Annotated in this window: 20 protein-coding genes; 8 read left to right on the top strand and 12 right to left on the bottom strand. The window is 56.4% G+C overall.

All coding sequences use genetic code 11. The features are described 5' to 3' along the window. Nucleotides 1–3 precede the first annotated feature (3 nt). From ACT2B1_RS12735 to ACT2B1_RS12710, 6 genes are all read right to left on the bottom strand, one after another. The gene (locus ACT2B1_RS12735) at nt 4–741 is read right to left on the bottom strand and encodes a maleate cis-trans isomerase family protein (RefSeq protein ID WP_481667870.1); all 738 of its coding nucleotides are present in this window, start codon (nt 739–741) and stop codon (nt 4–6) included. After that, nucleotides 738–1,805 carry a pyridoxal phosphate-dependent aminotransferase gene (locus tag ACT2B1_RS12730; RefSeq protein ID WP_481667869.1) on the bottom strand — a complete coding sequence of 356 codons (1,068 nt, stop codon included), beginning with the start codon at nt 1,803–1,805 and terminating at the stop codon, nt 738–740. The genes ACT2B1_RS12735 and ACT2B1_RS12730 overlap by 4 nt, the downstream gene beginning before the upstream one ends. After that, on the bottom strand, nt 1,802–3,451 hold the full coding sequence (locus ACT2B1_RS12725) for a hydantoinase B/oxoprolinase family protein (protein ID WP_481667868.1): 1,650 nt from the start codon (nt 3,449–3,451) through the stop codon (nt 1,802–1,804). Before ACT2B1_RS12725 ends, ACT2B1_RS12730 begins: the two co-directional genes overlap by 4 nt. After that, a complete protein-coding gene (locus tag ACT2B1_RS12720) occupies nt 3,448–5,538 on the bottom strand; it encodes a hydantoinase/oxoprolinase family protein (RefSeq protein WP_481667867.1) in 2,091 nt (696 codons plus the stop codon). The genes ACT2B1_RS12725 and ACT2B1_RS12720 overlap by 4 nt, the downstream gene beginning before the upstream one ends. A 224-nt stretch (nt 5,539–5,762) precedes the next feature. Continuing rightward, on the bottom strand, nt 5,763–6,473 hold the full coding sequence (locus ACT2B1_RS12715) for an aspartate/glutamate racemase family protein (protein WP_171120884.1): 711 nt from the start codon (nt 6,471–6,473) through the stop codon (nt 5,763–5,765). A gap of 3 nt (nt 6,474–6,476) precedes the next feature. Continuing rightward, nucleotides 6,477–7,175, bottom strand: coding sequence for a GntR family transcriptional regulator (locus ACT2B1_RS12710; RefSeq protein ID WP_171239532.1), 699 nt, complete (start codon nt 7,173–7,175; stop codon nt 6,477–6,479). 107 nt (nt 7,176–7,282) lie between these two features. Between ACT2B1_RS12710 and ACT2B1_RS12705 the strand changes: the two genes are divergently transcribed. Next, nucleotides 7,283–8,977, top strand: coding sequence for a thiamine pyrophosphate-binding protein (locus ACT2B1_RS12705; protein WP_481667866.1), 1,695 nt, complete (start codon nt 7,283–7,285; stop codon nt 8,975–8,977). Here ACT2B1_RS12705 and ACT2B1_RS12700 read toward each other — a convergent pair. Next, a complete protein-coding gene (locus ACT2B1_RS12700) occupies nt 8,938–9,858 on the bottom strand; it encodes a LysR family transcriptional regulator (protein ID WP_171122678.1) in 921 nt (306 codons plus the stop codon). The two genes, ACT2B1_RS12705 and ACT2B1_RS12700, sit on opposite strands and share 40 nt — an antisense overlap. A gap of 98 nt (nt 9,859–9,956) precedes the next feature. Here ACT2B1_RS12700 and ACT2B1_RS12695 point away from each other — a divergent pair, with 98 nt between their 5' ends. The 6 genes from ACT2B1_RS12695 to ACT2B1_RS12670 all read left to right on the top strand — a co-directional run bounded on the left by ACT2B1_RS12695 (nt 9,957) and on the right by ACT2B1_RS12670 (nt 16,210). Beyond that, nucleotides 9,957–11,090: an enolase C-terminal domain-like protein gene (locus tag ACT2B1_RS12695; protein ID WP_481667865.1), complete on the top strand. Its 1,134-nt coding sequence runs from the start codon at nt 9,957–9,959 to the stop codon at nt 11,088–11,090. Continuing rightward, entirely contained in the window at nt 11,087–12,340 is a 1,254-nt protein-coding gene (locus tag ACT2B1_RS12690; protein WP_481667864.1) for an NAD(P)/FAD-dependent oxidoreductase, read from the top strand. The genes ACT2B1_RS12695 and ACT2B1_RS12690 overlap by 4 nt, the downstream gene beginning before the upstream one ends. Nucleotides 12,341–12,387: 47 nt before the next feature. Beyond that, on the top strand, nt 12,388–13,362 hold the full coding sequence (locus tag ACT2B1_RS12685; protein ID WP_171239528.1) for a TRAP transporter substrate-binding protein: 975 nt from the start codon (nt 12,388–12,390) through the stop codon (nt 13,360–13,362). 69 nt (nt 13,363–13,431) lie between these two features. Continuing rightward, the gene (locus ACT2B1_RS12680; RefSeq protein WP_171120898.1) at nt 13,432–13,965 is read left to right on the top strand and encodes a TRAP transporter small permease; all 534 of its coding nucleotides are present in this window, start codon (nt 13,432–13,434) and stop codon (nt 13,963–13,965) included. 4 nt (nt 13,966–13,969) lie between these two features. Continuing rightward, nucleotides 13,970–15,283: a TRAP transporter large permease gene (locus tag ACT2B1_RS12675; RefSeq protein ID WP_171210499.1), complete on the top strand. Its 1,314-nt coding sequence runs from the start codon at nt 13,970–13,972 to the stop codon at nt 15,281–15,283. Between the two features lie 6 nt (nt 15,284–15,289). Next, on the top strand, nt 15,290–16,210 hold the full coding sequence (locus ACT2B1_RS12670; protein WP_481667863.1) for a hypothetical protein: 921 nt from the start codon (nt 15,290–15,292) through the stop codon (nt 16,208–16,210). 34 nt (nt 16,211–16,244) lie between these two features. On the opposite strand, the gene ACT2B1_RS12665 is transcribed toward ACT2B1_RS12670, so the two are convergent. The 5 genes from ACT2B1_RS12665 to ACT2B1_RS12645 form a co-directional block, all read right to left on the bottom strand. Beyond that, the gene (locus ACT2B1_RS12665) at nt 16,245–18,887 is read right to left on the bottom strand and encodes an AsmA family protein (RefSeq protein WP_481667862.1); all 2,643 of its coding nucleotides are present in this window, start codon (nt 18,885–18,887) and stop codon (nt 16,245–16,247) included. A gap of 113 nt (nt 18,888–19,000) precedes the next feature. Next, nucleotides 19,001–20,002, bottom strand: a complete 1,002-nt coding sequence (locus ACT2B1_RS12660) for a HupE/UreJ family protein (RefSeq protein ID WP_171239525.1) — start codon at nt 20,000–20,002, stop codon at nt 19,001–19,003. Further along, the gene (locus ACT2B1_RS12655; RefSeq protein ID WP_171239524.1) at nt 19,999–20,829 is read right to left on the bottom strand and encodes a peptidylprolyl isomerase; all 831 of its coding nucleotides are present in this window, start codon (nt 20,827–20,829) and stop codon (nt 19,999–20,001) included. The genes ACT2B1_RS12660 and ACT2B1_RS12655 overlap by 4 nt, the downstream gene beginning before the upstream one ends. 101 nt (nt 20,830–20,930) lie before the next feature. Then, a complete protein-coding gene (locus ACT2B1_RS12650; protein WP_481667861.1) occupies nt 20,931–22,853 on the bottom strand; it encodes a DUF3604 domain-containing protein in 1,923 nt (640 codons plus the stop codon). A 213-nt stretch (nt 22,854–23,066) separates the two neighbouring features. Next, entirely contained in the window at nt 23,067–24,008 is a 942-nt protein-coding gene (locus tag ACT2B1_RS12645; protein WP_171120912.1) for a response regulator, read from the bottom strand. A 561-nt stretch (nt 24,009–24,569) separates the two neighbouring features. On the opposite strand from ACT2B1_RS12645, the gene ACT2B1_RS12640 reads away from it, so the two are divergent. Then, nucleotides 24,570–25,319 (top strand): acyl-homoserine-lactone synthase, encoded by a 750-nt coding sequence (locus tag ACT2B1_RS12640; protein ID WP_481667860.1) that lies wholly within the window; start codon nt 24,570–24,572, stop codon nt 25,317–25,319. The last annotated feature ends 197 nt before the right edge of the window (nt 25,320–25,516 follow it).

The raw sequence follows: 25,516 nt of genomic DNA, 5'->3' as shown, positions 1-25,516 counted from the left end.
GGCTCAAATGTGTTCGAACAAGCGGCCCGGTAATGCGGCGTGGCGGTCAAGTTTCAACCTTTGGATCATGCAAAAGACCATTGCTTGATTGGAGGTGATCACTGGCTTTCCCAGATGCGCCTCAACTCTGTCGATGACCTCGACCGCGCGCATGTCAGTGCAACTCAGAACGATTGCCTGCGCATCCGGATGGTCTGCTTGGCAGGCTAGGTCAAACACCTCATCTGGGGTCAGTTCGCCTTGTCCGAAATTTCCCAATTCGCGCCCTATATCTGCGCAACACACGGTCTCAATCCCGTTCTGAGACAAAAAATCCATGGCCCGTGTGTTGATCTCACCAAGATAAGGCGAGGAAAACCCAACCTTTGTTGCGCCCAGAGCTTTGGTCCCAGCGATCAATGACCCCGCGGCTGTCAGAGAGTCTGCACCTGATTGTGTCTTTATCTGACCTGCGAGTTCTGTATCGAATACAGGACCATGCGTCAGGGTGGCTGACGTGCAGCCGTACAGCACAATATCTGGCCGAACGCCCGCGATCATCCGTAGATCATGGCTGATATCCGAGGCACCCAAACCTGCCATCTGTTCAGCCCCCGGAATCTCATCCACGTCATAGCCACCCATGCGTTGGAAATGAACCGTGGTATTCGGCGGACGCAACATCTCCATGTCAGGTTCAAGATTGGTGTTTGTGTAGGGGACGAGCACACCAATCTTGGCTGCGGTTCGTGTCTCTGTCATGCCAACACTCCTTTCAACACGTTCAGGGCATTGTCCATAATCGCAGGAGCGCAAATCGTTGCGCGCAGACAGTCCGGCAAGCCATAGCCTGCCATTCCGCGCATCAGTAGGTTTTCGGTCCGCAATGCGGCGTCGGCTTTTTGAGCGTCGTGTGTGGAACCAAAGCGGAGCAAGACAAAATTCGTGTGGCTGTTCGGCACGATCAGCCCAAGGGCACGGCAATCTTGCGCAAATTGGTCGCGAAGGCTTGCCGTTTGGCTGACCACATCGCGCATGTGGGATTGGTCGCGCATAGCAGCGGCGGCTGCAGCTTGTGATGCTGATGATATGTTGTTTGGGTTGAGAAGTTTCCGCAACTCAGCGGCGATGGGCAGAGGGAAATATCCCCATCCGACGCGGGCGCTGGCTAAGCCATAGGCTTTGGAAAAAGTTCGGGTGATGACGGTGTCACCTCGGTCCACCAGCGCGAAGATGTCCGCAGGGTTGTTGGCCATGTCCGAAAACTCGGCATAGGCTTGATCAACTACTAGCAGCACATCGTTCGGCAGGGCGGTGCGCAGTCTAAGTATGTCGGAGTTCGGGATAAGCGTTCCAGTCGGGTTGCCTGGATTGCTAATGAAAACAATGCGTGTCGCAGGCGTTACCCCGGCAAGAACTTCGTCAACTGATACGGTCAGGCCAACCTCGGGTGCCGTCCGATAGTCCGCCTGCGCTTGTGCGGTTGCCGACGCCACGAAAGCATATCCGTACTGCGTGCCCAGAACCCGAACACCGGGTCCGGCGAATGCGCGGATCAGGCAACCTATCAGCTCCATTGATCCGGCTCCGCATAGGATGCGCGCTGGGTCCAGGTGGTGCACGGTCGAGATCGCTGTGCGTAATTCTGTCCACTCGGGGTCAGGGTAAAGCGTCAGGTCAGACGCCGCAGCTTGGCCTGCACGCATCGCGGCGGGGCTGGCGGGAAACGCGCTTTCATTCTGCGCCATCGAGATTGTCTGCGCCCCGCCCAGATCGGCAAGGGCATAGGCCGCCATGTTAGCGACATAAGCGTTCGGGCGGATCATGTGTCATCTCCATAGGCTCTTGCCCCTTCCGCGGTCACCAAACCACGTTTTAAATCGAGGTCGAGGGAAAGGGGATCGCGCAGCTTTGGATCTCCGAACCCGCCGCCGCCGGGCGTTTCAAAGATCAGGTAATCGCTCGGTTCAACGCGCAGCTCACCTTTGCCCGAAATGTCCTCGGCAGAGTTGCGAAGGTGAATGCGGCCAGGTTTGCCCGCACCGCCGCCCATCCTGCCAAGGGCGGGGAATTTCAACCGTTCAACCGATAAAAACACGACAAAAGGCGCGCCATTGGACGAGGTCATTTCTATGCGCTGACCCAGCCCGCCGCGAAATTGCCCCGCGCCGCCGGAATCCGGTCTAAGCTCGCGCCGCCAAATCGTCACGGGCGCGACGCTTTCGGTGATTTCGACCTGACTGCCAAAAACGCCGGACGGGTAGGCCGTCGCGGATAAGCCATCCGAATGAGGCCGCGCGCCTGTTCCACCATTATGTACTGGTTCGATCGCAAACTCCCGTCCACCGTCGCGGGCCACTTCGGGCGCGTGACGCATGGGCAGGTCAAACATGCAGCTTGCGCCCTCTGCCGGGACTTGATCAGGCAAAGCTTGATGCAAGCATCCCAGTACCAAGTCAGGTGTCACCTGACCAAGAGTATGCCGCATTGCGACGGGAACGGGCCTTTGGGCGTTCAGGATGCACCCTTTCGGCCCATCAACGGTGAAGGGCTCTAGTGATCCTGCGTTGTTCGGTATGTCCGACCCAACGATGCAGCGCAGCGCAAATACGGTATAGGCCGTGGCATAATTCAGCGGCACGTTGATCCCTTTGCGCGAACATCCAGAGGTGCCAGCGAAATCCACATGCATCCTGTCCTGATGGACGGTCAGCGTGGCGTGAAGTTCCAGTTCATTCTCATACCCATCCATTTTCAGGACGTTTTTATAGACACCATCAGGCACTTCGGAGATTGCAGCTTGGGTGCCACGGCGCGACGTGTCGATGATATAGGCGCCCAGCGTTTCCAGATCGTCGAGGTTGAATTCCTCCATCATGGATAGCAGACGGTCGACCCCAAACTCGCAACAGGCAATTAGTGCGTAAATGTCGCCCTCATTCGCGACGGGTTCGCGGGAATTTGCGCGGATGATGTCAAGAAGCAGGGCATTTGGCACGCCTTGATCGACCAGTTTGCAGGGCGGGATCAACAAACCCTCGTCATAGATATCGGACCCCTCAGGCCCCATTCCAAGCCCGCCCAAATCGACCAGATGAGAGGTGCATGAGGTAAAGCCAACGACCTGTCCGTTCCGGAAGGCCGGCATCATCAGAAGAAAGTCGTTCAAATGCCCCGAGGCCAGCCACGGGTCGTTGGTCATATAGATGTCACCCGGTTTCATGTCTTGAACGGGGAAGGCCGCGCGCAGGTGCTGAACCGCTTCGGCCATTGTGTTGATATGTCCGGGCGTGCCGGTGACGGCCTGCGCCAGCATGCGCCCATTCGCATCAAAGATACCGGCGGAAATATCCCCGCACTCGCGCACGATCGGGCTAAACGCCGCCCTGATCAGGGTTTGCCCCTGTTCTTCGACAACTGCCAGAAGACGGTTCCACATAACTTGAAGTCGGGCCGGAGAGAGAGTCATCATTCTGTTCCTTTCCGGGTAAGGACAAGGTTCCCGATCGCGTCCACACGGGCTGCGAAGTCGGAGGAGACCAACGTTGTTGTCTGTGGCTCGGTAATCAGCGCGGGTCCGGGGACATAGTCGCCCGCGCGCAGGTCGGGGCGGGCGATCAATGTGGCCTGTACGGTTTGTCCGGTCAGGTCGCAGGTGATGGGGCGTGTCTGCGATGACTTGGTTGCGCGAGGTACCGGCGCATCTGTCAATGCAGCCGGTTCCTTTCCGACGGTCGCCACGCGCACCGACCAGTTCAGGATTTCTATCTGCATTCCCGGCACTGGGCGCGAGAATTGCTTGCGGTATTCCTCTTCAAACGCATGGGTAAGGGGGGCTATGTCTGCGCCAGAAAGAGGACGGTCGGGCATTGGGATTTCGATCTCGTGGCCCTGACCGCTGTAGCGCATGAACGCGGTACGCTGCGTTTGAGTTGGCGCATCGCTTGCGCCTTGGGATACCACCTGTTTTGCTTCGGAAATCATTGCGTCGAAGAGCGTGTTGATTGCGTTAACTTCGATGCTTTCCAACAAAGAGTAACGAGACCGCACAATCTCAAAACTGACAGGCGCGTAAAGAAAACCAACAGCCGAGCCGACACCAGGGTTTGGTGGGATCACGATCTGGTTGACCCCGGCGGACCGGGCAACCCGTGTTGCGTGCAGGGGACCATTGCCGCCAAACGCGATCATAGTTCGGGTGCCCAGTTCCTTGCCGCTTTCGACGGCGTGCATGCGTCCGGCGCTGGCCATGCTTTCGTCGACGATGCGACTGACACCATCTGCGGCACCGGTTGCGTTAAGACCGAGCTTGGTCCCGATCACGCGATCCAAAGCATGTTTCGCAGCCTTAAGGTCAATCGCGATGTGCCCTTCGGCAAAGGTTTCGGGGGTGATGTAGCCCAGTGCGATATCGCTATCTGTGACCGTTGGCTCTGTGCCGCCGCGTAGGAACGCGACGGGGCCGGGTTCCGAGCCAGCCGATTTCGGCCCAACCGTCAATCGCCCCAACCGATCCACCCCAGCGATTGAGCCGCCGCCCGCTCCGATTTCGATCATTTCGATCACGGGAATTCGCACAGGCATGCCTGAGCCCTTGATGAACCGGGCCGCACGCGCGATTTCGAACTGACGCGAGGTCTGCGGGCGCGCGTTGTCGATCAGGCAGAGCTTGGCCGTTGTTCCGCCCATGTCAAAGGACAGAACCTGATCCAGACCCGCGCGTGCGGCGATCCGGGCGGCCAAAATGGCGCCCCCGGCCGGGCCGGATTCGACAAGACGGATGGGGAATTGCGCCGCGGTGTTTAGGGTGCACATTCCGCCACCGGCCGTCATCATCAGGATCGGGCAGGCAAGACCTTCGTCACGGAACCGATCCGCGAAACGCGTCAGGTATGCCTGCATCAAAGGCTGGATATAGGCGTTTGCAACCGTGGTGCAGAGGCGATCAAACTCACGCGCCTCGGGGCTGACCTCGGACGAGATTGAGATGGCCAGTTCGGGGCGTTCTTGGGCCAGAGCTGATTGCAACTGCCGTTCGTGCGCAGGGTTGGCGTAAGCGTGCATAAGGCAGATGGCGACGGCGCCCACACCGCTTGCGTCGATCTCTTCCAGCACTGCGTCGATTGCGGACTGCTCCAGCGCGATCAAAACTTCACCGTCTACCGACATACGTTCACGCACCGTAAACGCCCGTTCCCGGGGCACCAGCAGGTCGGGCTTTTCCAGGTTGATATCGTATTGCGCATATCTCCGCTCGTAAGCGATTTCGAGGATATCGCGGAAGCCTTCTGTCGTGATCGTTGCAACCTTGGCCCCGCGCCGTTCGATCAGGGCATTGGTGGCCAAAGTTGTTCCATGAATGAAGCCGGAGATGTCGGATAATGAGCGTTCAGATAGCTCGATAACCCGCCTCGCGCCCTCCATCGCGCCGTCAGCGGGGTTTTGATGAGTGGTCAGCGTCTTGGTGGATGCAAGGATTGTGTCCTCACCCGAGAATAGAACCGTGTCGGTAAAAGTGCCGCCAATATCAATGGCGAGGCGCAGCGCATCAGGGGTCATTCTGTAGTCCGAAGTCAGAGTAATCGCAGTCCGTCGCAAAGGGCACAAAGCCCTTGGCTCAGGCGGCAACCACCAGATCACAACCCGTCGCGCGACGGTTCATCGGATGAGAAATACAGGCCATACGCATACCGGAAGTTTGCAGGCGCAGGCGGTGCCTTACTAGTGGAAATGCGACGTTATTGCATGTAAGCGACATCAAAACGCGCAGTTTTCGGGAGGCATCAATAATGCGGCGGGTTGAGCCCGGCCTGAAACCAATTGACGAAGGTGACCATCGAAAACACCGGAAGGTTCGTAGCCTTTTGAATGTCAGCCGCATAGGGACACATGTTGGTGCATTCCAGAACGATCGCTCCCAAGTCAGGGTTCTTTGCCTGCAGGGATAACGCAGCGGCGATGTTATCCGCACGGGCCTTGTCCACATCCATCGTCAGCTCATTGCCAAGAATTGCGCGTGTGAATTCGTCACCCCCCTCAGTAGTTCCGATTGGAGTACCCAGTGGAACATGAGCGCCAGACAAATGTTCATCCGTCAGGGTGGACGCTGAAATCGTCAGGATGCCCGCGCGTTTGCCCGCTGGAAGGGTGCGGTTTACCATTTCCACTTGCATCAAAGATGATGTCGCGACGGGGACGGGAATGGCTTCGGACAGTTCCTTTTGAAAGACCGAAAGAAAGCCGCAATTTGTGGTAATGCCGTCAGCCCCGTCCTTGACCAGATCCAGAGCCGCATCGACGAACGCGCCCAACATGCCTTCGGCCTTTTGGCGAACAACTCGGTCCGGTGACGCATCACGCACTATTCGGTAGAGCACGGGAAAGGGCCATGTCAGCGCGTTTCCCATATCTCCGGGAATTCGTGGAAACTGCGCATCCAGCATAAGAATGCCCACCGAGGCACCGTAAATGGATTTTCCACCTTGCACGATCATGCCTCAAGCCTCCTCAATGATGCGGGTCGCGATTTCGTCGGGCCCCTCCATATAGATGCTGGAAATTCCCTGACGTACTGCGTCCTGTACCTGATCCATCCGCCTGGAGATATGGGCCCCCATTATCCGCGCGGCCTCGTCCGTGTTTCGCTCAAGCATGGCGTTCATTACACCCTTGTGCTGATCTTTCGAGCGATGAATGCGGTCCGCAGTCATCGAAACCCACCGGATATACCGGATACGGTCATTGATCCGGCTGAGGGTTTGCAGCAATTCGCGATTGCCCGACAACCGCGCGATTCCGATATGGAATACCTCGTCGCGCGCTACGGCTTCTTCGACCGTCAGGCCAGTTATGTCGATGCCTGTGTCGTACAGTTCCTGTTCAAGCGCCTTCAGCTCTTGATCCGTTGCCTTGGCGCAAGCCGCACGTACTGCGGCCACTTCTATGATCTGGCGCAGTTCGAACAGGTCGTACACGCTCTGGGCATCCAAGGGTCTGCAAAAAAACCCCTGACCGGGGCGAAAGTCGAATAGGCGTTCGGCGACCAGACGGTTCAGCGCCTCGCGCAGGGGGGTCCGGCTTACGCCGAGTTCTTTGGAGAGTGCGACTTCGTTCAGGCGGTCACCCGGACGCAGGCGAAATGACACCGCCATCGCCTTTACCTGATCGTAAATGTCATCGACTCGTGGACCCGCCATCAAATATTGCCTTCCTCTGCTTCTTTTCAGGGGTGCCACAGGTCGATCTTGAATTCAATATGCAATACTGTATACAGTTGTGTATTCAATCCTTGATGAGGGCAAATATGACGGGCGTGAACTACCTGACAGGGGCTGAGGCGATGGTAAGAATGCTTGAAGCCCATGGCGTGACTCACATGTTTGGTTTGTGTGGGGACACGACCCTGCCGTTTTATGATGCGTTGGCGCGGATGGATCACGGCATTCAGCACATCTTAACCCGCGACGAACGACACGCGGCATATATGGCTGACGGTTATGCCCGCGTTACGGGCAAACCCGGTATTTGCGAGGGGCCATCGGGCGGTGGGGCGACCTATATACTGCCGGGTGTGGTCGAGGCCAACGAAAGCTCGGTGCCGATTCTGGCGATCACCTCTGATGTCGCGACAACCAGCCGGGGAAAATACCCGCTGACAGAATTGGACCAGACAGCTTTGTTCAAGCCGCTGGCGAAGTGGAACGCCTCGATCGACGATGCCTCGCGGTTGCCTGCAATGATGCGGGCGGCGTTCCGGGCTATGACGACCGGAACGCCCGGTGCGGCACATCTTGCTTTGCCCTTTGATGTTCAAAAGGCCTCGGTGGACGAAACTGAAATCTGGGCGGACGCGCGGCATCGCAGTTATCCGGCTGAACGGGCGGGGCCTGATCCTGACGCGATAGACGCGGCCGCGGAAGTCTTGGCTAAGGCAAAATCGGCAGTGGCCGTTTGCGGGGGCGGGCCTGTTCTGTCGGGGGCCAGCGATGCGCTGCGCCGGGTGGCAAAGGCTTTGGATATGCCTGTGGCCACAACGGTTTCAGGTCAGGGCGCGCTGGCCGAGACCGAGCCTTTGGCGCTGGGCGTCGTGGGATCAAACGGAGGCGTGCCAGCGACTCGGGCGGTTGTAGATCAGGCGGACGTGGTTCTGTTTATCGGTTGCCGCGCAGGGTCGGTTACGACCGAACGCTGGAGAATCCCGGCCCGAAACGCAACGATCATCCACATCGACAGCGACCCGATGGTGATCGGCGCGAACTATCAGACTGAGGTGGCGATCTGCGCCGACGCGCGGCTGGCGCTGGAAGCGCTGGCGGACGCGCTGGAGGGAAATGATGATCTGCCCGGCCAAGGCGGTGCAGCCAAGGCCAAGGCCGCCTGGGCTGCCAAAACCGCCGCCTTTGCCCCGCTAGCGGCAAGCCGTGAAGCCCCGATCCGCCCGGAGGCCGTCATGGCAGCGCTCATGGATGTTCTTGATGACGATGCCACGATTGTCGCAGATCCGGGGACCCCTTGCCCCTATTTCAGTGCACATTACCGGTGGCAAAGCGCCGGGCGCCACTTCATCACGAACCGAGCGCATGGTGCCTTGGGATATTCGTTAGGGGCCGCGATGGGGGCGCATATCGGCAGGCCGTCCGTCAAAACGCTGGCCGTCATGGGAGATGGCTCTTTCGGGTTCACATGTGGTGAGTTTGAAACGATGGTACGGCACAAAATGCCGATCACTTCGATCGTGTTCTCAAACTCGGTCTTTGGGTGGATCAAGGCGGGTCAGGATGCTGGGTTCGGGCAGCGGTATTACAATGTCGACTTTGATCGCACCGACCATGCTGCGGTTGCTTCGGCCTTTGGGGTCAAGTCGTGGACTGTGAAAGACCCGGCCGACCTGCGCAGGGTGTTGGCGATGGCCGTGGAACATGACGGGCCAACCTTGGTGGATATACATTCCCAACCGCTTCACGAGGCCGCCGCGCCGGTGTCCGAATGGGTGGCGTAAGTCGCAATTGAAGCTGTGAGTTGGGCCAGAAAGTCCTGCGCAACAGTTGAGAGAGGGCGACCCTTGGCCGTTATGATCGCTAGGTCCAGCATCACGGCCGGCCGGAAGGGGCGGGTCTGATAGCCGGTCTCTTCATCGAAATTAACTGTAAAGGGATCAATCAGGGCAACGCCCATGCCTTGTTTGACGAAGCTCAGTAAGTTTTCAGACAGATGCGTGTGGATTTGTGTTCGCCACGTGCGCCCCTGCGTTTGAAACGCATCCCTAGTGCGCCGGTGCGTTTGATGTTCCGGCCCCATGACAATGAAAGGCTCGTTCTCCAGCAACGCAGGCGTCAGGACATCGTGGGCGGCTAGCGGACTGCCTTCGGGGAACGTGGCCAGAGTTTCGAAGTGGAACACCTGATAATTCAGCGTGTCGTGAAGGATTGGCATCTCGACGACCCCGATCTCGAACAGGCCCGAGGTTACCCATTCTTGTATTTTTGACGAATACTGCGATTGAAAACTGACGGACAGGTTTGGTCGAGTTTTGGCAAAGCGGGCGACCTCGCGCGGGATAAAGCCGAAGGACAACAGATGAGGGGCCGCGATCTGAAGCTGACCGGGATGCTTGTTTTGCAGGTCAGAGACCGCTTGGGCAACGTGATCCAGGCCGCGCACGACGGTGTCAACCTCACGGTACAGCAGCTCGGCCTCGGGCGTGGGTAATAATCGGCCTTTGCTGCGTTCAAACAGGGGCAGTCGGGCCTCGCGCTCAAGCTGTGCCAGAAGATTACTGATGCCCGGCTGCGAAATGCCCAGTACAGACGCCGCGCCGGTGACGGTTCCGGTTTCCATGATGGCGTGAAAAGCCTGCAATTGGCGAAAGCGCAGAGACATGGTTCATCCTATCATTTTTTCTGATGGAGTTGCGAAAACATAGTATTTGAAATGATATACAGGTCAAGGCAGGCTTCCGCTCATCAAGGGGATGCGGCATGGGCGACCTGTTTCAGAAAATTGTTGGGTTTGACCTGTGGCATCTGAAGCTGCCGGTCACGTCACGCCGTGATCATGGAATTGGCACTGTTGAAGGAAGTTGCGAAGTTGTCGTCTTGCGCCTGACGTCCGAGGACGGCTGTCATGGGTTTGGCGAGGCCTCGCCCTGGTCGGTGTTCACGGGAACGCCCGAGGCCACCTATGCGGCTTTGGACCGGTATATCCGGCCGCTGGTGATTGGCTCGTGCATTGCCGACCGGGCCGCCATCACGGAACAGGCGTCCCGCGTCGTCGCACATTGCACCGAAGCGAAGGCCGCGTTGGACAGTGCGCTGCTTGACTTGGCTGGTCGGACCAGTGGCGTGCCGGTGTGGGCATTGTTGGGTGGAAAGTGCCGCGATACCATTCCGCTGAGCTGTTCAATCGCCAACCCTGAATTCGCGCAGGACAAGGAACTGCTGGATCGGCTGCAGGACGACGGCGTTCGGATCGTTAAGCTGAAGACGGGGTTCAAGGATCATGCCTTTGACATCATGCGGCTGGAATATCTGGCGCAGAACTACCCGGATATGTCTGTCAGAGTGGACTATAATCAGGGGCTTGAAATTACGGATGCCGCTGCACGGGTGCGGGACGTCGCGCAATTTGCACCGGATTTCATCGAGCAACCCGTGCGGGCGCATCACTTTGGCATGATGGCCCGTTTAAGGCAGATGATTGATGTGCCCCTGCTTGCAGATGAAAGCGTTTTTGGTCCTGAAGATATGGAGCGCGCCGCGCGCGAAAACATATGCGACGGCGTTTCGGTGAAAATCATGAAATCCGGTGGGCTACACCGCGCCCAGACAACTGCGCGTATCGCAGCAGCCCATGGGTTGAGCGCGTATGGCGGCGACATGTTCGAAGCAGGGTTGGCCCACCTTGCGGGCACCCACATGATTGCGGCAACGCCCGAGATAACTCTGGGCTGCGAGTTTTATCAGTCTTCATACTTCCTTGCGGAAGACATTCTGCAAGATCCTTTCCGCGTGGCCGACGGCAACGTGATCGTTCCCGTTGGTCCGGGGCTGGGCGGGTGTCCTGACATCGGAAAACTGAACCACTATGCAATAACCAAGGCGGTGGCAGCATGAACGACGCAAAAACCATCGCGATCATCGGGGCCGGTATTGTCGGCGTGTCCTCTGCAATCTGGCTTCAGCGTGATGGGCATCGGGTGATCCTGATCGACAAAGCAGGCCCGGGCGAAGGCACCTCATACGGCAATGGCGGAGTGTTGGCTTCTTGCTCAATCGTGCCGGTGACCGTTCCAGGGTTGCTTCGAAAAGCTCCGAAAATGCTGTTTAGCCCCTCTCAGCCGTTGTTCATGAAATGGGGGTACTTGCCCAAGCTTCTGCCGTGGCTGTCCCAATATCTCAAACATGCGAATGCAAATGATGTGGAACGTATTGCGGCTGCACTGACCCCGATCGTGGGGGACAGTTTGAATGACCACGAAGCCCTTGCCAAAGGGACAGGGGCCGAAAAGTGGATCGTGCCGTCCGACTATCTGTTTCTTTATGAAAACCGGGCGCAGTTCGAAGGTGACGCGTTTGGGTGGGCGATACGTCGAAAGTACGGGTTCCAATGGCAGGAACTGGAGGGCGAGGCATTTCGTGCCTATGACCCTGTCTTTGGTCAGGAGATCGGATTTGCTGCAAAGCTTTCAGATCACGGCCACATCACTGATCCGGGGCGTTATGTGAAAGACCTTGCGGCACATGTCGAAGCGCAGGGCGGTCAAATTGTTCGCGCCACTGTCGAAGACATCGCCTATGAAAACGGTCGGGTGGTTGGTGTGCGGGCAGGTGGTGAGACCATCGCCTGTGATACAGCCCTGATCACTGCGGGTGTTTGGTCGGGCCCTCTGGCCGCGCGTCTTGGGGTTTCTGTTCCTTTGGAAAGCGAACGCGGCTATCATCTTGAATTGATAGCGCCTTCTGCGATGCCGCGTAGCCCGGTGATGGTGGCTTCGGGCAAGTTTGTGGCCACTCCGATGGATGGGCGAATTCGTTTGGCCGGTATCGTCGAATTCGGAGGGCTGGATGCGGCGCCGTCACGCGCGCCGTTCGAATTGCTGAAGAAAAACGCCCGAGCTGCCTTTCCGGGTGTAACATGGAAGGAGGAAGTTGAATGGATGGGGCACAGACCCGCCCCGGCGGATTCGATCCCGATCATCGGCGAAGTACCTAATATCAAAGGTGCGTATCTTGGCTTTGGGCACCATCACATCGGTTTGACGGGTGGGCCGAAAACCGGGCGCCTGTTGGCCCAGATGATCGCGGACAGAACTCCGAACACAGACGTGAGCGTCTATGCGCCCTCACGCTATGCAACACAATAATGTCGGTGAGAAACACCGGCGGTTCGATATTCAATAGGGAGAATACGATGAAGAAACTAACAAGTCTTTTGGCGGCAACCGCTTTGACAGCCGCTTCGGTCGTTCCGGCTGTGGCGGAAAAATGGGATATGCCCATGGCATATTCTGCATCCAACTTCCATTCCGCTACGGGGGCCGAGTTTGCTAAGTGCGTTACCACCGGAACCGGCGGTGAGATTGAAATCGTAACCCATCCGTCGGGGTCCTTGTTCAAGGGCGCGGATATCAAACGTGCAATTCAGACCGGACAGGCGCCAATCGGGGAACGCCTGTTGTCGGGGCACCAGAACGAAAATGCGCTGTTTGGTTTTGACTCGATCCCCTTCCTTGCGACGTCATTCGATGACAGCGCAAAACTTTGGGAAGCGGCCAAGCCGTCCATTGAGAACCTGCTGGCAGAACAGAACCTGACGTTGCTTTACGCAGTTCCATGGCCGCCGCAGGGTCTCTATTTCAAGAACGAGGTGAACTCGGTCGCGGATATGGAAGGCATCAAGTTCCGATCCTACAACAACGCGACCTCACGCCTTGCAGAGCTGACCGGGATGCTGCCAGTCACGATCGAAGCGGCAGAAATCAGCCAGGCATTTGCAACCGGCGTGGCCGACTCGATGGTGTCGTCGGGGTCCACCGGGTATGACCGTAAGGTATGGGAAAGCCTGAATTATTTCTACGAGGTGGATGCCTGGTTGCCGCGCAACTATGTGATGGTCAACTCAGATGTCTGGGGTGGTGTGTCTGACGCCAACAAGAATGTCATCAAGGCCTGCGCGGAGCTGGCGGAATATGCCGGTAACTGGCGTGCCAAGGAATATACTGGTTTCACCCTTCAAGGCTTGCGTGATGGTGGTATGACCGTTGGTCCGGCTTCTGAGCAGATGGTCAACGAGTTGAAAGAGATCGGTGTGACCATGACAAACGAGTGGCTCGAGGCGGCAGGGGACGAAGGCAAGGCCATCGTCGACGCATTCCAGTCGCAATAAATCCCTCAAACGGGCGGCGGGGTATCCTGCCGCCCTTTGTCTGACCAATCATAACATCGCGGGGACGGTATGGCAGCATTGCGAGGGCTTCGGTCCGTATTGGATTTCATTTATCAGGCCGCAGGCGTTCTGGCCGCGCTGAGCCTGATCGCCATCTTGTTGCTGATTGTGGTGCAGATGCTGGCCCGCTGGACAGGCGAGGTTTTTCCCGGTGCCCCTGACTATGCCGGATATGCCATGGCTGCGGCGTCCTTTCTGGCCTTTGCGAACGCATTGAACCGGGGTAGCCATATTCGCGTGTCGATCCTGTTGAACGCCGTTCCCAATGGTGTCCGCAGGGTGCTGGAGATCTGGTGCTTTGCCGTCGGTGCTGCCGTGATGTGGTACTTTTGCTGGTATGCCTATCGGTTTGTCTACTGGAGTTGGAAATTCAACGACGTGAGTCAGGGGCAGGACAAGACCGCCCTTTGGATCCCTCAGTCATCTATGCTGATCGGCGCGGTGATCCTTGCAATCGCCCTGACGGATCACCTGATCCATGTCGTCGTGAAAGGTGATCACCGCATCACTCGTGATCTCGCAGATCAGAGCCACGGGGAGTGACGGCATGGAAAATATCTCAGTCATCATTCTTTTTCTTTTCGTTCTGTTCACCTTGCTCGGCACGGGCGTATGGGTCGGCCTTGCCCTGATGGGCGTGGCTTGGGTGGGGATGGAACTGTTCACCACACGGCCGGTCGGCGATGTGATGATCACTACGGTCTGGTCAGCTTCGTCCTCGTGGACTTTGACCGCGTTGCCCATGTTTATTTGGATGGGGGAAATCCTCTATCGAACGCGATTATCTGAAGACATGTTCAAGGGGCTTTCGCCTTGGATGGCCCCGCTGCCCGGCGGGTTGGTACACACGAACATCGTAGGCTGTACCGTGTTTGCTGCGGTGTCTGGATCGTCTGCTGCGACCCTGACGACCGTGGGCAAGATGTCCATTCCCGAGCTACGCAAACGCAACTACCCCGAGCGCATGATCATCGGCACCCTGACGGGGGCGGCGACGCTTGGCTTGATGATCCCGCCATCCCTGACCCTGATCGTCTACGGCGTGACGATAAATGAATCCATTACCAAGCTGTTCTTCGCTGGCATCCTTCCGGGTCTGGTTCTGGCCGCCATGTTCATGGGCTATGTCGCGATCTATTCAAAGTTGGGCAAGGATTGGAATCCGAACGACGAGGGCAAGCTCAGCTTTTCCGAGAAAATCAGGAACTCTCGGTTTTTGTTGCCCGTGATCCTGCTGATCATGGTTGTGATTGGCTCAATGTATTTGGGCTATGCAACTGCCACCGAAGCTGCAGCGTTTGGGGTGATCGGGGGGCTTCTGCTTGCGGCGGGGCAGGGGTCACTGAACTGGAAGACCTTTACGGAAAGCCTGATGGGAGCAACCCGCACAAGTGCCATGATTGCGTTAATCCTTGCGGGGGCGGCCTTTCTGTCACTGTCGATGGGCTTTACGGGATTGCCACGTGGTTTGGCCGACCTGATCGCAGGGTGGGAGCTGACACGGTTTGAGCTGCTCATGGTGCTTTTGGTCTTTTACATCATTCTGGGTTGTTTCCTTGATGGCATCTCGTCGGTCGTTCTGACCATGGCCGTTGTGGAGCCGATGATCAGGGAGGCCGGTATCGATCTGATCTGGTTCGGAATATTCATCGTTGTTGTGGTTGAGATGGCGCAGATCACCCCTCCGATCGGTTTCAACCTGTTCGTCATGCAGGGCATGACCAATCATGAGATGGGCTATATTGCCCGCGCCGCGATCCCGATGTTCCTGATCATGGTCTTGATGGTCTTCGTGTTGATCTGGTTCCCGGAACTGGCCACATGGCTTCCGGACAACCTACGTCAGAGCCCCGGTGGGTAGCCCGTCTTGAACCCCTTGCATTGGGCCGCGCGCAACGGCCCGCTTGTTCTAGTGGCTGGACTGGTTGGTGGGTTGCTGCTGCCGGGACTGGCCGAACCGATGCGCCCGATGCTGCCCCCGCTGGTGGTTCTACTGTTGTTTGTGACCGTCCTGAGGATGGAGCCGTCGTCCATTCTGGGCTCGATGGGCGACTGGCGGCTTGTATTCGGGACTGTATTGGGTTTTCAATTCGCCATTCCGTTGGCTGTGCTTGCTGTTGGCTTTCTGTTTGGTTGGAACGCGGAGCCCGTGCTTTTGGCTTTGCTAATCATGACCGCAGCGCCATCCATCGCAGGCAGCCCCAATCTGTGCCTGATGATGGGGTACCCGGCGGAACACGCGATGCGTTTGCTTGTGGCCGGGACTGCCGTTTTACCGCTGACCGTGTTTCCCATCTTTTGGCTGATGCCCGAGATTGGTGATTTTCATACGGTGTTGCAGGCCGTGCTAAAGTTGTTCGTGACGATTTTCGCTGCAACATTTGCAGCGATAGCTCTGCGTCGAACAGTGCTAAAATCCCCGTCGCAAGGAATACTGATGAACCTTGAAGGGTTGGGCACGATCACATTGGCCGTTTTCGTCGTGGGGTTAATGCCTTCGGTCAGCAGCACAATGTTGGACCAGCCCGGTACTGCTTTGTTTTGGATCGCTTTCGCGTGTTGCGCAAATTTTGGCGCTCAGGCGGTGACATATGTCCTGACACGCAACAGGCTGTCCCCGGCCAAAAGAACGGCCATGGCCTTGATTGCGGGCAACCGGAATATTGCCATCTTCTTTGTGGCGCTGCCTCCGGAGGTTACCGCGCCGTTGATGGTGTTCATCGGCGCGTATCAAATTCCGATGTATCTGACGCCGACCGTCATGCGACGGCTATACCGCGCAGGATAGTCTTGCTGGGGTTAAGGAACCTCAGTCCACCAAATTACTGCAACTGCAAGATATCGGGCACGCAAAGTTTGCGCTTGGCGGGCATCTGATCGGCCCCGTCTGACCGTTTCAGGCGCTTCGGCCCGTCCTTGACCTTAATGTTTGGCTTTGCCAGCGGACCGGTCGCCGTCACTGGCCACGGACTGCGGGACAGGGGATCACCGATTTTGCGAGGTTGCAGGTTAAGGTCCAGTGCCTTGTTGTTCACATCCACCGCGCCAAATACGACGACCTGAACCTGATCGGTCTCCAAGGTGGTTTGTTTGGTCGAGATATTGCCGTTTGCAATAGCCAGCGGTGCGCGTAAACAAACGATTGGCGCAACCTTCTGCTTTTCCTTTGAAAAGACCCAAGGTAGCAACCCAAGGCCCGCAAGATCCAATAGCTGGGTTTCAATCGACCCGTCGCGCATGGAAACGGTGGCGTTACCGCTCATGGATTTGACGAAATGTTTGGCCGAGTCGATCCCGCCGGTGACGTCGAAATCCGCGTAAATAGTTCCGCTGGCGCCTTTCTTGAAATTCAGGTTGTGCAGAATGTCGTTCAGCCGCCACCCCCCAGCCTGACCTTTAAGGTTCAGCCGGTGATCTTCGCCCGACAAGTCCATACGGCCACTGACGTCGAAATGGGCGCCACCATATTCAAACTTCAACGGCCCCGCTTTCAGTTCGCTTTCGTTCAGGGTCAGTTCGCTTTGCAAAGTGCTGATACCGTCCGAGCCTTCGATGTGGCGCAAGTCGATATCAACATCCATATTCATTCCAGACAGAAGGATAGAGCGCCCAATCGGTTTCAGCGTTACGTCCCTTAGGGCGCCGGGTTCCGCATGTGCGTCTGTTTCTGCTGTGGTATCCTCGTCGGCCACACCCAGTTTGCGTAACTGAGCGGTCGCCAGAACGATGCTGCGGATCTGGTCAATACGGATCAGGTCGCTTTCGATTAACCCCTTGAGGACAGGGTCCGAGGTCGCGTCGTCCAGAGTGGCTGAAAAGGTCAGGCCGGAATCGGCGACGGTCACATCCGCCTGTGCGCTCCAATCCGTACCATCGCTATGAAGGTCGATCGAAAATCCTGTATGTCCGGTATCTACGGGCTCTAGCGACAATGCCTGCAAAAGGTCGGCACCGGATGGGACGTCGATTTCGATGCCAAGGTCCAGGTTTTCGAACTTAAGAACGTTCTCGACAGAACCATGAACGTCCAGAGACCAGACATCCGTGTCACTTGAGCTTCCGTTCAAGTCCGAGAGCGAGAGCTGTTTGATATTGCCAGTCAGGGAAAACGCGCCGGAGAACTTTCCAAGTTGATCATCTTCGCCCAACAGTTCGGGGGAAATCAAACTGCTTGCCGGAATTTCAAGTATTCCTTCGCCTAAGACCTCCTGCAACTGCAACGCGTCCCCTACCGATCCGTTGAGAATGACAAACGGGTTCGCGGGGTCACCGATCCGCAGGTTCACATTGCCAACTCGCAGTTTTCCATCCGGCGTTCTGGACACTTCCGAGAATTTAACTGGGGGCGGGCCTTCGCCCGATGTGTCCAGTGTGAAACCATTGGTTTCAATGACCATCTGCCGCTGCGGTATTTCACCGGGGACGCTGTCCATGACCATGTCCACCGAAATCAGTTTCAGGTCATAGCGCGATGCAGCCGGCGCGGGCTCGGCCCCTTCTGGGTACAACCGAATCCGGGTCGTCAGGGACACATCTTCCGGATTGCCAAGCTCACCGATCTGACCGGTGAGCTCCAGGCTCTGCCGGCCTTCCAATTGTGCCTGTATGTTAAGGTCGTCCAGACGTGACACGCCCTCAGAGACCTTCAATACCGCTTCCGCACTTCCAGAACCTTCAAGAACACGGTTCAGCTTTAGAATATCGAGAAGTTGTCCAAGTTCATCAATCGTCGCAGTGGTAGCAATCGCCAAGCCCGCTTCGGCTTGAACCTCGGTCGCGGCAAGTGAAACCTGATCGAACTTGGCCGTTACCTGAAAAGGGTCTTGGTCAGGGAATTGGGCGCTTAGGTCAAATGCCTGCCCATTCAATGTGCCGTGCCCGTTGGCCGAGGCGACCGCGACCCCGTCGCCAGACGCCAATGTCAGTTCCGGCAGGCGTAGATCGAAATCGAGACCATTTTGCGCACTTTGATACAGGACCGTGATGTTGGTTAGGCTAAGTTCACGGTCTGCAAAAATCTCTGAAACAGCATTCGTCGTTAGCATTGGGCCGCTTGCGTCGTCTGTCTTTTGACCGGTTGGCCAGCTTGTCTTACCGTTTTCTGTTGCAATCAGGTTTAGGTGAATTCCGTCCACCATCAAATTGCTGATCGACAGTTTTCCCTTCACAAGATCCGCAGCAGAAACCGAAAAGCTGAGCGTATCTATCTTGGCAAGGTCGGTACCCTCCAGCGACGCAGAAGGCATCACAATGCCGTTGGCTGTGACCGACAATTGTGAGCCAAGCCCAACACTTATGTTTTCGTTGATAACCAATTGCTGACCCAGCTTGTTGGTCAGAACCTGTTGGGCCATGGCGGTGCGCGGGGTCGACAGAAACGGGGATGATAGAAACAGCCATGCGGCGGCAACGACGAAAAGGATAATTACGCCAATTATCAGCGCGCCTTTTAGCAAAACTCGCACTATATGCCCCTCTCAATTCATTCTTGCGTCCACTGTTGCTTGGTTCGCGGTGCGTCTTTCAGATCAAGTATTATCGGTTCTTCGTTAACCGATTCATTGTATCCACCTTAGCATCAAAACCCGCTAACACGTTCAACCAACCAATATATCGACACGCACCCGATCGCGTAGCCTGCGATCGGCATGGAATAAGTCGCAAGCCGCCCCGATCCAGAGGGTGTCATGAAATGCCATGCCATCAGAACCGCTGACAGGGTCGCAATAAACAAAAGCTGACCAGCTTCAACACCCAGATTGAAAGAAAGCAAGGCGGCGAAAACGTCCTGAGGGGGGATGCCGATTTCGGCCAATGCCCCGGCAAAGCCCAAGCCGTGCAGCAGCCCGAAGCAAAAGCATACGATCCACGGGTACTGTTCCGACAACCGCAATTGCCCGTCCTTTCGGCGCAGGATTTCCAGCGCGAGGAAAACGATCGACAGGGCGATTACTGCTTCCACAGGCGGGCCGGGGACGTTCAGCACGCCCAGAGTTGCCAAAGCCAAAGTGATCGAATGGGCAACTGTAAACGCTGTCACCGCGCCGACCAGACGCCACTTGTCACGCACCAGAAGGAACAGGGCAAAAACGAATAGCAGGTGATCCCAACCTTCCAGAATGTGTTCGAAACCAAGGCGAAAATAGCTTGTGAAGACGGCCAACGTCGTAGGTTGTCGGGGAATTTCCAGTTCTACAGTGTCAGGCGTGAACCTGAGAGTTGTTGTCGGTGCATCAATGGGTTGAAGCCGCAAAAGCACGTCATTTCTTTGTGTTTCCAGCCCATCAATTTTAACTGAATTTCCCCCAAGGCCGGTTTCGCATTCAGCGACCCAAATCGATATCCATGCAACGCCGTCTGATGTGGGTTCAGGGCCTCGCGCGGGCGAGCAGGACTCTGGCAAAACCGCATCAATCGTCATGGGGCGGCCTGTCACATCAGGTTTTCGCCACAACACTTGCCAAGTGTTCTGAGCCAATTGCCTCAGCTCCAGATAGCCCGGGTCCAGCGCATGTGCCTGCGCCGGCGCCCCCGAAAGTGCGACCCAAACGGTCAACAACACAAACAGCGCAGCCTTCATTCTTGCGCCTTTTCGGTTTCCGGAGTGACGACCTGATAGGTTGCGGCCAAATCCTCGAACTGGGCCTGCGCCAATTCTTCACCCGTGTCCCGCCGCCATTCAAGCAAAACCGCATCATGGATATCCTCCAGTTCGGGCAATTTGGAGGGTTGCGTGTCGGTGATCCGAACCAGATGAAGACCATAACCCGACTGAATGGGGCCTTCCCACTCACCGAGCTTCAATTGGTTTACGGCGCCAGAGAACCCGTATCCGAACGCCGCATCGACTGAGCGTGCGGCAGATAAAGGCAGGGACAACGGCAGCAGTGTGCGCGCCCCGACGCCGGTCCAGTCTTCGCCGGCTCTTAGCCTTGCTAGCGCGGAGTCCATGTCAGCAGGCGTCGGCGCTTCACCCAGAAACACCTGATCAAATGCAATTAACCGAGGTGTGGTGAAGCGTTCCGCGTTCTGCTCCAGGTACGCTTGCAGAACGTCGGTTTCCGGCTCTACCGAGGACGCGATTGCATCTGTCAGAAAATCCATCTTCTGCGCCAGCCGCGCCCGGATTACCTGATCGCCACGGTCTAACCCAAGTTTGCGCGCTTCGCGAACAAGGACTTCTTCACGGATCAGAGCTTCAATCAACGCCTGTCGTTCGGTGTCCGTCGGTGGCCGTTTCCAACTGTCGGTAAAACGTGCAACCAGCAAATCCACATCATCCTGGTCGACAATTATCGTTTCTGCTGGAGGGGCAACTTCACCGTCCGGGGCAACAAGGAAGAACCATCCAAATATTCCGCACCCGATCAAGAGGAAGTGGAGCAAGGGGTCCTTCAATACACGCATGGGCTCTTTCTCGGAAGCGGAGGGCCGTGGTCATTACTGACCAGCGGCTCTTTTTCCGGTGACTTAATAGTGTTGATTAGTTGACGACTTAAGCCCGCGCATCACTCGCTGGGGGTGTACCATATTGGCGAGGAATAAGCGCGTTCCTGATGAACCAACTGGGCTTCTTCTGGCAAATCAATGCCAAAGCGCAATTTGTCATACAGAACCCAGCGCGGTGTCGGGATTTCCAACACTCGAACATAGTAGAATGCTCTTTGGCTCGGATCGAACTCGGGGTCGGTCCACACGGTCAGAAGTTCAGATGTCCCGATCGTATTGCTCCAGCTTGCGGTATCGAGATCGACTGTATTGCCAACCTCAGGCAACTGGCCATTCGAATCCAATGCGCGATCGCCGGACCAGGCGACATTGAACACTTTCTCCTGAAGCTCACCTTCAGCATCCAGCCAGCCCTTTACGACCTGTACCCGGTCCAGATTTGCGCCAATGGGGTCGCGCAGAGCGCCAATCAGGAAAGATGGCGCGCCATCGCCCTCACGCGGGCGCAAGTCGCTGCCCATGGGCACTCCTTTGGTATAACCGACATCCGCGACCAGCCGCGTCAGTAGGTCGTCGTCCTGAAAATCCCAGCCACCGAAAAAGCGCAGGCCGATGCGCGGCCCGGTCGTGGCATAGGTCTCCCGGCGTTTGAAGGCGTCAAAGATCGCCGCACGAGTGTTATCGGACGCCCAAACCGCAGTGTACCCGGACGCGACAAGCGTGTGTCCTTCGAATGCGCCCAGTTCACTTTCCACAAAGGGATGCAGAACGCGCGTTGCCGAAGGTTCAGCACTTACCGACTTGCCAAAGTAGTTTTCCTCTTCCGCGGTCGCCAGTGAGGTGTGGCTGTCCGTGGCGCCGCCCATGCCGAATTTGTAGGGGTTCACTCCGAACTTTTCCTCAAGCGCCAAGCCGCGTTTCAACGCCTCGCGCGCGTATTCACCGGCCAGCATGTCCTCGGTCTTGAGTTCGGTGATATCCAGATTGCCAACATCCCAGTTTTCGTAATCGGCAAACGGATCATCGGGGCTGAGATAGGGGTGAGCCTCGCCGTCGCCCTTGATTTGCGTGACTTCGTAATGCGGCTCCCACTTTGCGCGGTTTTGAACATACTCTTCGTCCACTTTTCCGCCGTGGTAGGTGTCTTCGGTCGGGAACATCCAGCCATTGGACAGGTTTCCGTTATGGGCAAAGGCAACGGCCCGCCCACCGGTTTTTTCCTGATACTCTTCCAGCCAGGCGTACAAGGCCTTGGGATCGGTATCCCCATAGGGCGGCTGCGTGACCGGTGGAACCATTTGCAGCGCACGAATTGGACCATCGCGCAGCATGACGTTCCGGTGCAGGTTGAACCCTTTCGGAACCGAGGTCCATTCAAAGCCGATGAACGCAGTGAACTTGCCCGGATCATTATGACGTTCGGCCGCCAAAACGATCTGTTCCCAGGTGAACGCAAAGGCATCCGCGCCGGGGCTGTAGGATTCAAGCAGGATTTCCGGCAGGGTCATCTGCGAAAAATTCGTAATGATGTCAAAAGCAGCCTTGGCCGCGTTCTCGCCACCTGCCTTGTACCCCTCGTACCACTCCAGTCCTTTCGGATCGGACAGAACACCGGGTTTCCCGGCTTGCAGGTCAGGTGCAAACCCCATCAGATCGGTATGATCCGTCAGAACCATCCAATCCAGGGGCCGCGCCAACCGAACGGGCTGGCCTGTGGATGAAATGACTTGTTCACCTTTTGCAAACCGCCAGGCTTCGTCGGGCAGCAAGGTATTCCCGAATGCGCCAGCATCCAGTGACAGCCCGGTGTGAAGGTGCGTATCCCCCCACAAGGGGCGCTCGGGGAACGTGCGATTGGCGTAAGGTGAAAAGGGGCGTTCCGCAAACGTGCCTTCGGCGGCTTGCTTGCTTGGAACAGCGTCAGCAAAAGTAATGGTGGGCAGCGAAATTAAAGCCACCAAACACGAACGCAGTCTGACCATCGAAATCTCCCCAGTAAAAAAGTCGAAAAAAGACAGGCGATTCAGCCGTCTCCTAAGGATATTCTATTTTTCTAATATATCCGAATGAATTTTTGTTTGGGCGCGCCGGTAGGAGGGGTGAAACCAGAACCGCGCAACTGCGGCGTATCCCGCGAACAAAAAAGGTGCGCTCAGTTGTCCCGAACGCACCTAATTTCAGATCGTGTATTAGGCTTAGCCGAACCGTGCAATCGGGCCTTGCGGAATATCGGCCAATTCCACGGCTTTGTCGATCAGGAACAGCGCCTCCATCTTGGAGTGGGCCAGCAAAGAAACGTCGTCTCCAACATGGAACGAGAAGTTGGTCGGTGAATGCACACCTGCAAGTTCACCTGCCGGAATCTGGGACAGTCGGTGCGTCAATTGTTGAGCGCCCATACCCTTTTTCTTGTCATGGATAAGCAGGAATACCCCGTTGCCCCAATAGGTCGCAAAGTTGCGCCCTTCCTGTGTGACGGACAAAAGCGACGATCCTGCCGAAGCCAGGAATTCCCGGAATTCGCTGGACGGGCTTGACGCAAAAATCTCTTCTACATCTGCGACTTTTACGGCCACGATCTTGGAGGTTCTGGAGTGCATTGTCGCCAGTTGAACAACGTAGTTTTCGAACTCGGCCAATCCAATGCAACCTGTCAGATCTCCAAAATAGAGCGGGTCGGTCAGGCTGAAATTTGGATTAACTTCCGAGTCGTTATTCGCGTAAACATCGGCTTCCATCACTTCGATCGCTGCGCGTCGTTCCGCCGCCAGCCTGTATGCATCAGAAAGCCGTTGCTTCAGATCGGCAAACTCGAAGGGTTTGGTCACATAATCTGTTGCGCCAACCTCGAAAGCCTCGTCGATATACTGCTTTTGCACCATGGCAGTTACCATGATGATCGGCGTAAACTTGTAATCGGGCAACTTGCGCGCTTCTTCGCACAACGTAATGCCATTCATCTCGGGCATTTGCACGTCAAGCAGCAGGCAGTCGAACGGCTGATCGGTTTCTGACAAAATTCGAATTGCTTCGTGACCGCTGTTTGCCGTCACAACATCTTCGTAGCCGAACGCTCCCAGAACGCAGATTAGCAGCTCCAGAATGCTTGGGTCGTCGTCTACAGCAAGTATCCGCATAACTATTCACCAGGTTTTGCCACCGAACCGACCTTTGGGCATTGCAGACGTCAGGCAAAGATCGGTTGGCGAGTGGATTATTTAGGTTTGGTCAGCCTGTCGGACAAAAGCGGCAAAACATTGACACTTGAAGGGCGCGCATGTGTCCCACCTTACATTTTTTCGCGTTGCATCTTGGCACGGGTGAAATAGGCCGTAGGGCGCTATTGGTAGACTTGACCGTACCAAAACCAGGCATTCCAAGTTGTGTACGATGCTCAGTTGTAGCCCGCGACTATTACGCGTTCCTTAATGTTTCCTGAAATTCTGGCTGAGTTTGGCGACCGCAAAGAAAAGCGGAGGTAAGTCAACCTCTTGCGAGAATGATCATGCCCTTAAAGCTCATGCCTAGAGCGTAAAATGGTCAAGCAAATATACATATAGGTATCTTGCGTTTGCTCAACCCAAGGTATGGGAGGAGATTTGGTCACACATGCCATACAATCATAAGGAGAGCGCCACTAATATATAGACTTGCCGTTCAGCTTCTTGGCATAAGTGTGGCAAAATTAAGAGTAAAATATGGACCGACTACTCAGGTACGAGCAGGCATACCCGGCGTCGCAACTTCTGCCGGACCTTGAACCTGCCAATGATATTCCGGCTGGGCCGAAAGTCTCGGCGCGGCAGAAGATGTTCGCGATCAAGCGTGGATTGTCCGAGCGTCAAAGCAAGCTCGGCAGCATTCGTGCAACCACGTTGAACTTCCGCAATATGCACGAGCACGGCACTCTGCTTGCAAAGTACCTTGAGACCCGAAAGGCAATCTTCATAGACCGGCTGAAGTGGCAGATCGGCGAAGTCGATGGGATGGAGTTCGATCAATACGATACCCCAGCCTGCCGCTGGGTGATCCTGCACGAATTTGGCGAGGTGATTGGCGGGGTGCGGTTGCTGCCGACTTCGGCGCGCTGTGGCATGTACACTTATATGCTGCGGGACGCGCAGAAAGGCATCCTTCCGGGAATGCCTACAGACGTTCTGTTTTTTGAGGCTCCGGTAAATCCGAAAGTTTGGGAGGCGTCGCGCTTCTTCATCGCTGACAGTGTTCCGTCAGCACGCAGGATGGCCGTACAGCACGAACTGTTTTATCAGATGACGGTGAACGCCGAAAAAGGCGGTGCATCACGGATACTGGGAATTGTGCCGTCCATCTGGGCGCGTTGGTCGCGGCGTTTGGGCGTAGGGGCCGCACCCGTTGGTGCCAAGTTTGCGATCGAGGGAAGCTACAGCCAATCCGTGCTGTTTAATATTAAGAACGATTCAGACTGATCCGCCGCGATTTCTCGATAACAAGAGTGAATTCTGGCGCTTTTCGACGGCGCCCGGATCTGATAGAATACGCAGTAAGGTCAAGCCGTTTGGCATGCGCGCGCAGAAGCGCGTTTTGGACTTGAATTAACTATTTGATTTGACTTGTAAAAAATACGATCGGGGCACGGCATTGTCGAAATCCGCCCGTTGCCCGA

This window comes from Ruegeria sp. S263, assembly GCF_056780525.1.
This window is presented reverse-complemented; position numbering and strand designations above follow the sequence as displayed.

Bases quoted from the DNA above. Each gene is read 5' to 3' on its own strand.
- ACT2B1_RS12720 (WP_481667867.1), bottom strand. From the start codon at position 5,538: ATGACCCCTGATGCGCTGCGCCTCGCCATTGATATTGGCGGCACTTTT.
- ACT2B1_RS12700 (WP_171122678.1), bottom strand. From the start codon at position 9,858: ATGTCTCTGCGCTTTCGCCAATTGCAGGCTTTTCACGCCATCATGGAA.
- ACT2B1_RS12650 (WP_481667861.1), bottom strand. From the start codon at position 22,853: ATGGTCAGACTGCGTTCGTGTTTGGTGGCTTTAATTTCGCTGCCCACC.
- ACT2B1_RS12645 (WP_171120912.1), bottom strand. From the start codon at position 24,008: ATGCGGATACTTGCTGTAGACGACGACCCAAGCATTCTGGAGCTGCTA.
- ACT2B1_RS12655 (WP_171239524.1), bottom strand. From the start codon at position 20,829: ATGCGTGTATTGAAGGACCCCTTGCTCCACTTCCTCTTGATCGGGTGC.
- ACT2B1_RS12725 (WP_481667868.1), bottom strand. From the start codon at position 3,451: ATGATGACTCTCTCTCCGGCCCGACTTCAAGTTATGTGGAACCGTCTT.
- ACT2B1_RS12680 (WP_171120898.1), top strand. From the start codon at position 13,432: ATGGCAGCATTGCGAGGGCTTCGGTCCGTATTGGATTTCATTTATCAG.
- ACT2B1_RS12730 (WP_481667869.1), bottom strand. From the start codon at position 1,805: ATGATCCGCCCGAACGCTTATGTCGCTAACATGGCGGCCTATGCCCTT.
- ACT2B1_RS12705 (WP_481667866.1), top strand. From the start codon at position 7,283: ATGACGGGCGTGAACTACCTGACAGGGGCTGAGGCGATGGTAAGAATG.
- ACT2B1_RS12660 (WP_171239525.1), bottom strand. From the start codon at position 20,002: ATGAAGGCTGCGCTGTTTGTGTTGTTGACCGTTTGGGTCGCACTTTCG.
- ACT2B1_RS12695 (WP_481667865.1), top strand. From the start codon at position 9,957: ATGGGCGACCTGTTTCAGAAAATTGTTGGGTTTGACCTGTGGCATCTG.
- ACT2B1_RS12690 (WP_481667864.1), top strand. From the start codon at position 11,087: ATGAACGACGCAAAAACCATCGCGATCATCGGGGCCGGTATTGTCGGC.
- ACT2B1_RS12710 (WP_171239532.1), bottom strand. From the start codon at position 7,175: ATGGCGGGTCCACGAGTCGATGACATTTACGATCAGGTAAAGGCGATG.
- ACT2B1_RS12715 (WP_171120884.1), bottom strand. From the start codon at position 6,473: ATGATCGTGCAAGGTGGAAAATCCATTTACGGTGCCTCGGTGGGCATT.
- ACT2B1_RS12675 (WP_171210499.1), top strand. From the start codon at position 13,970: ATGGAAAATATCTCAGTCATCATTCTTTTTCTTTTCGTTCTGTTCACC.
- ACT2B1_RS12735 (WP_481667870.1), bottom strand. From the start codon at position 741: ATGACAGAGACACGAACCGCAGCCAAGATTGGTGTGCTCGTCCCCTAC.
- ACT2B1_RS12640 (WP_481667860.1), top strand. From the start codon at position 24,570: ATGGACCGACTACTCAGGTACGAGCAGGCATACCCGGCGTCGCAACTT.
- ACT2B1_RS12685 (WP_171239528.1), top strand. From the start codon at position 12,388: ATGAAGAAACTAACAAGTCTTTTGGCGGCAACCGCTTTGACAGCCGCT.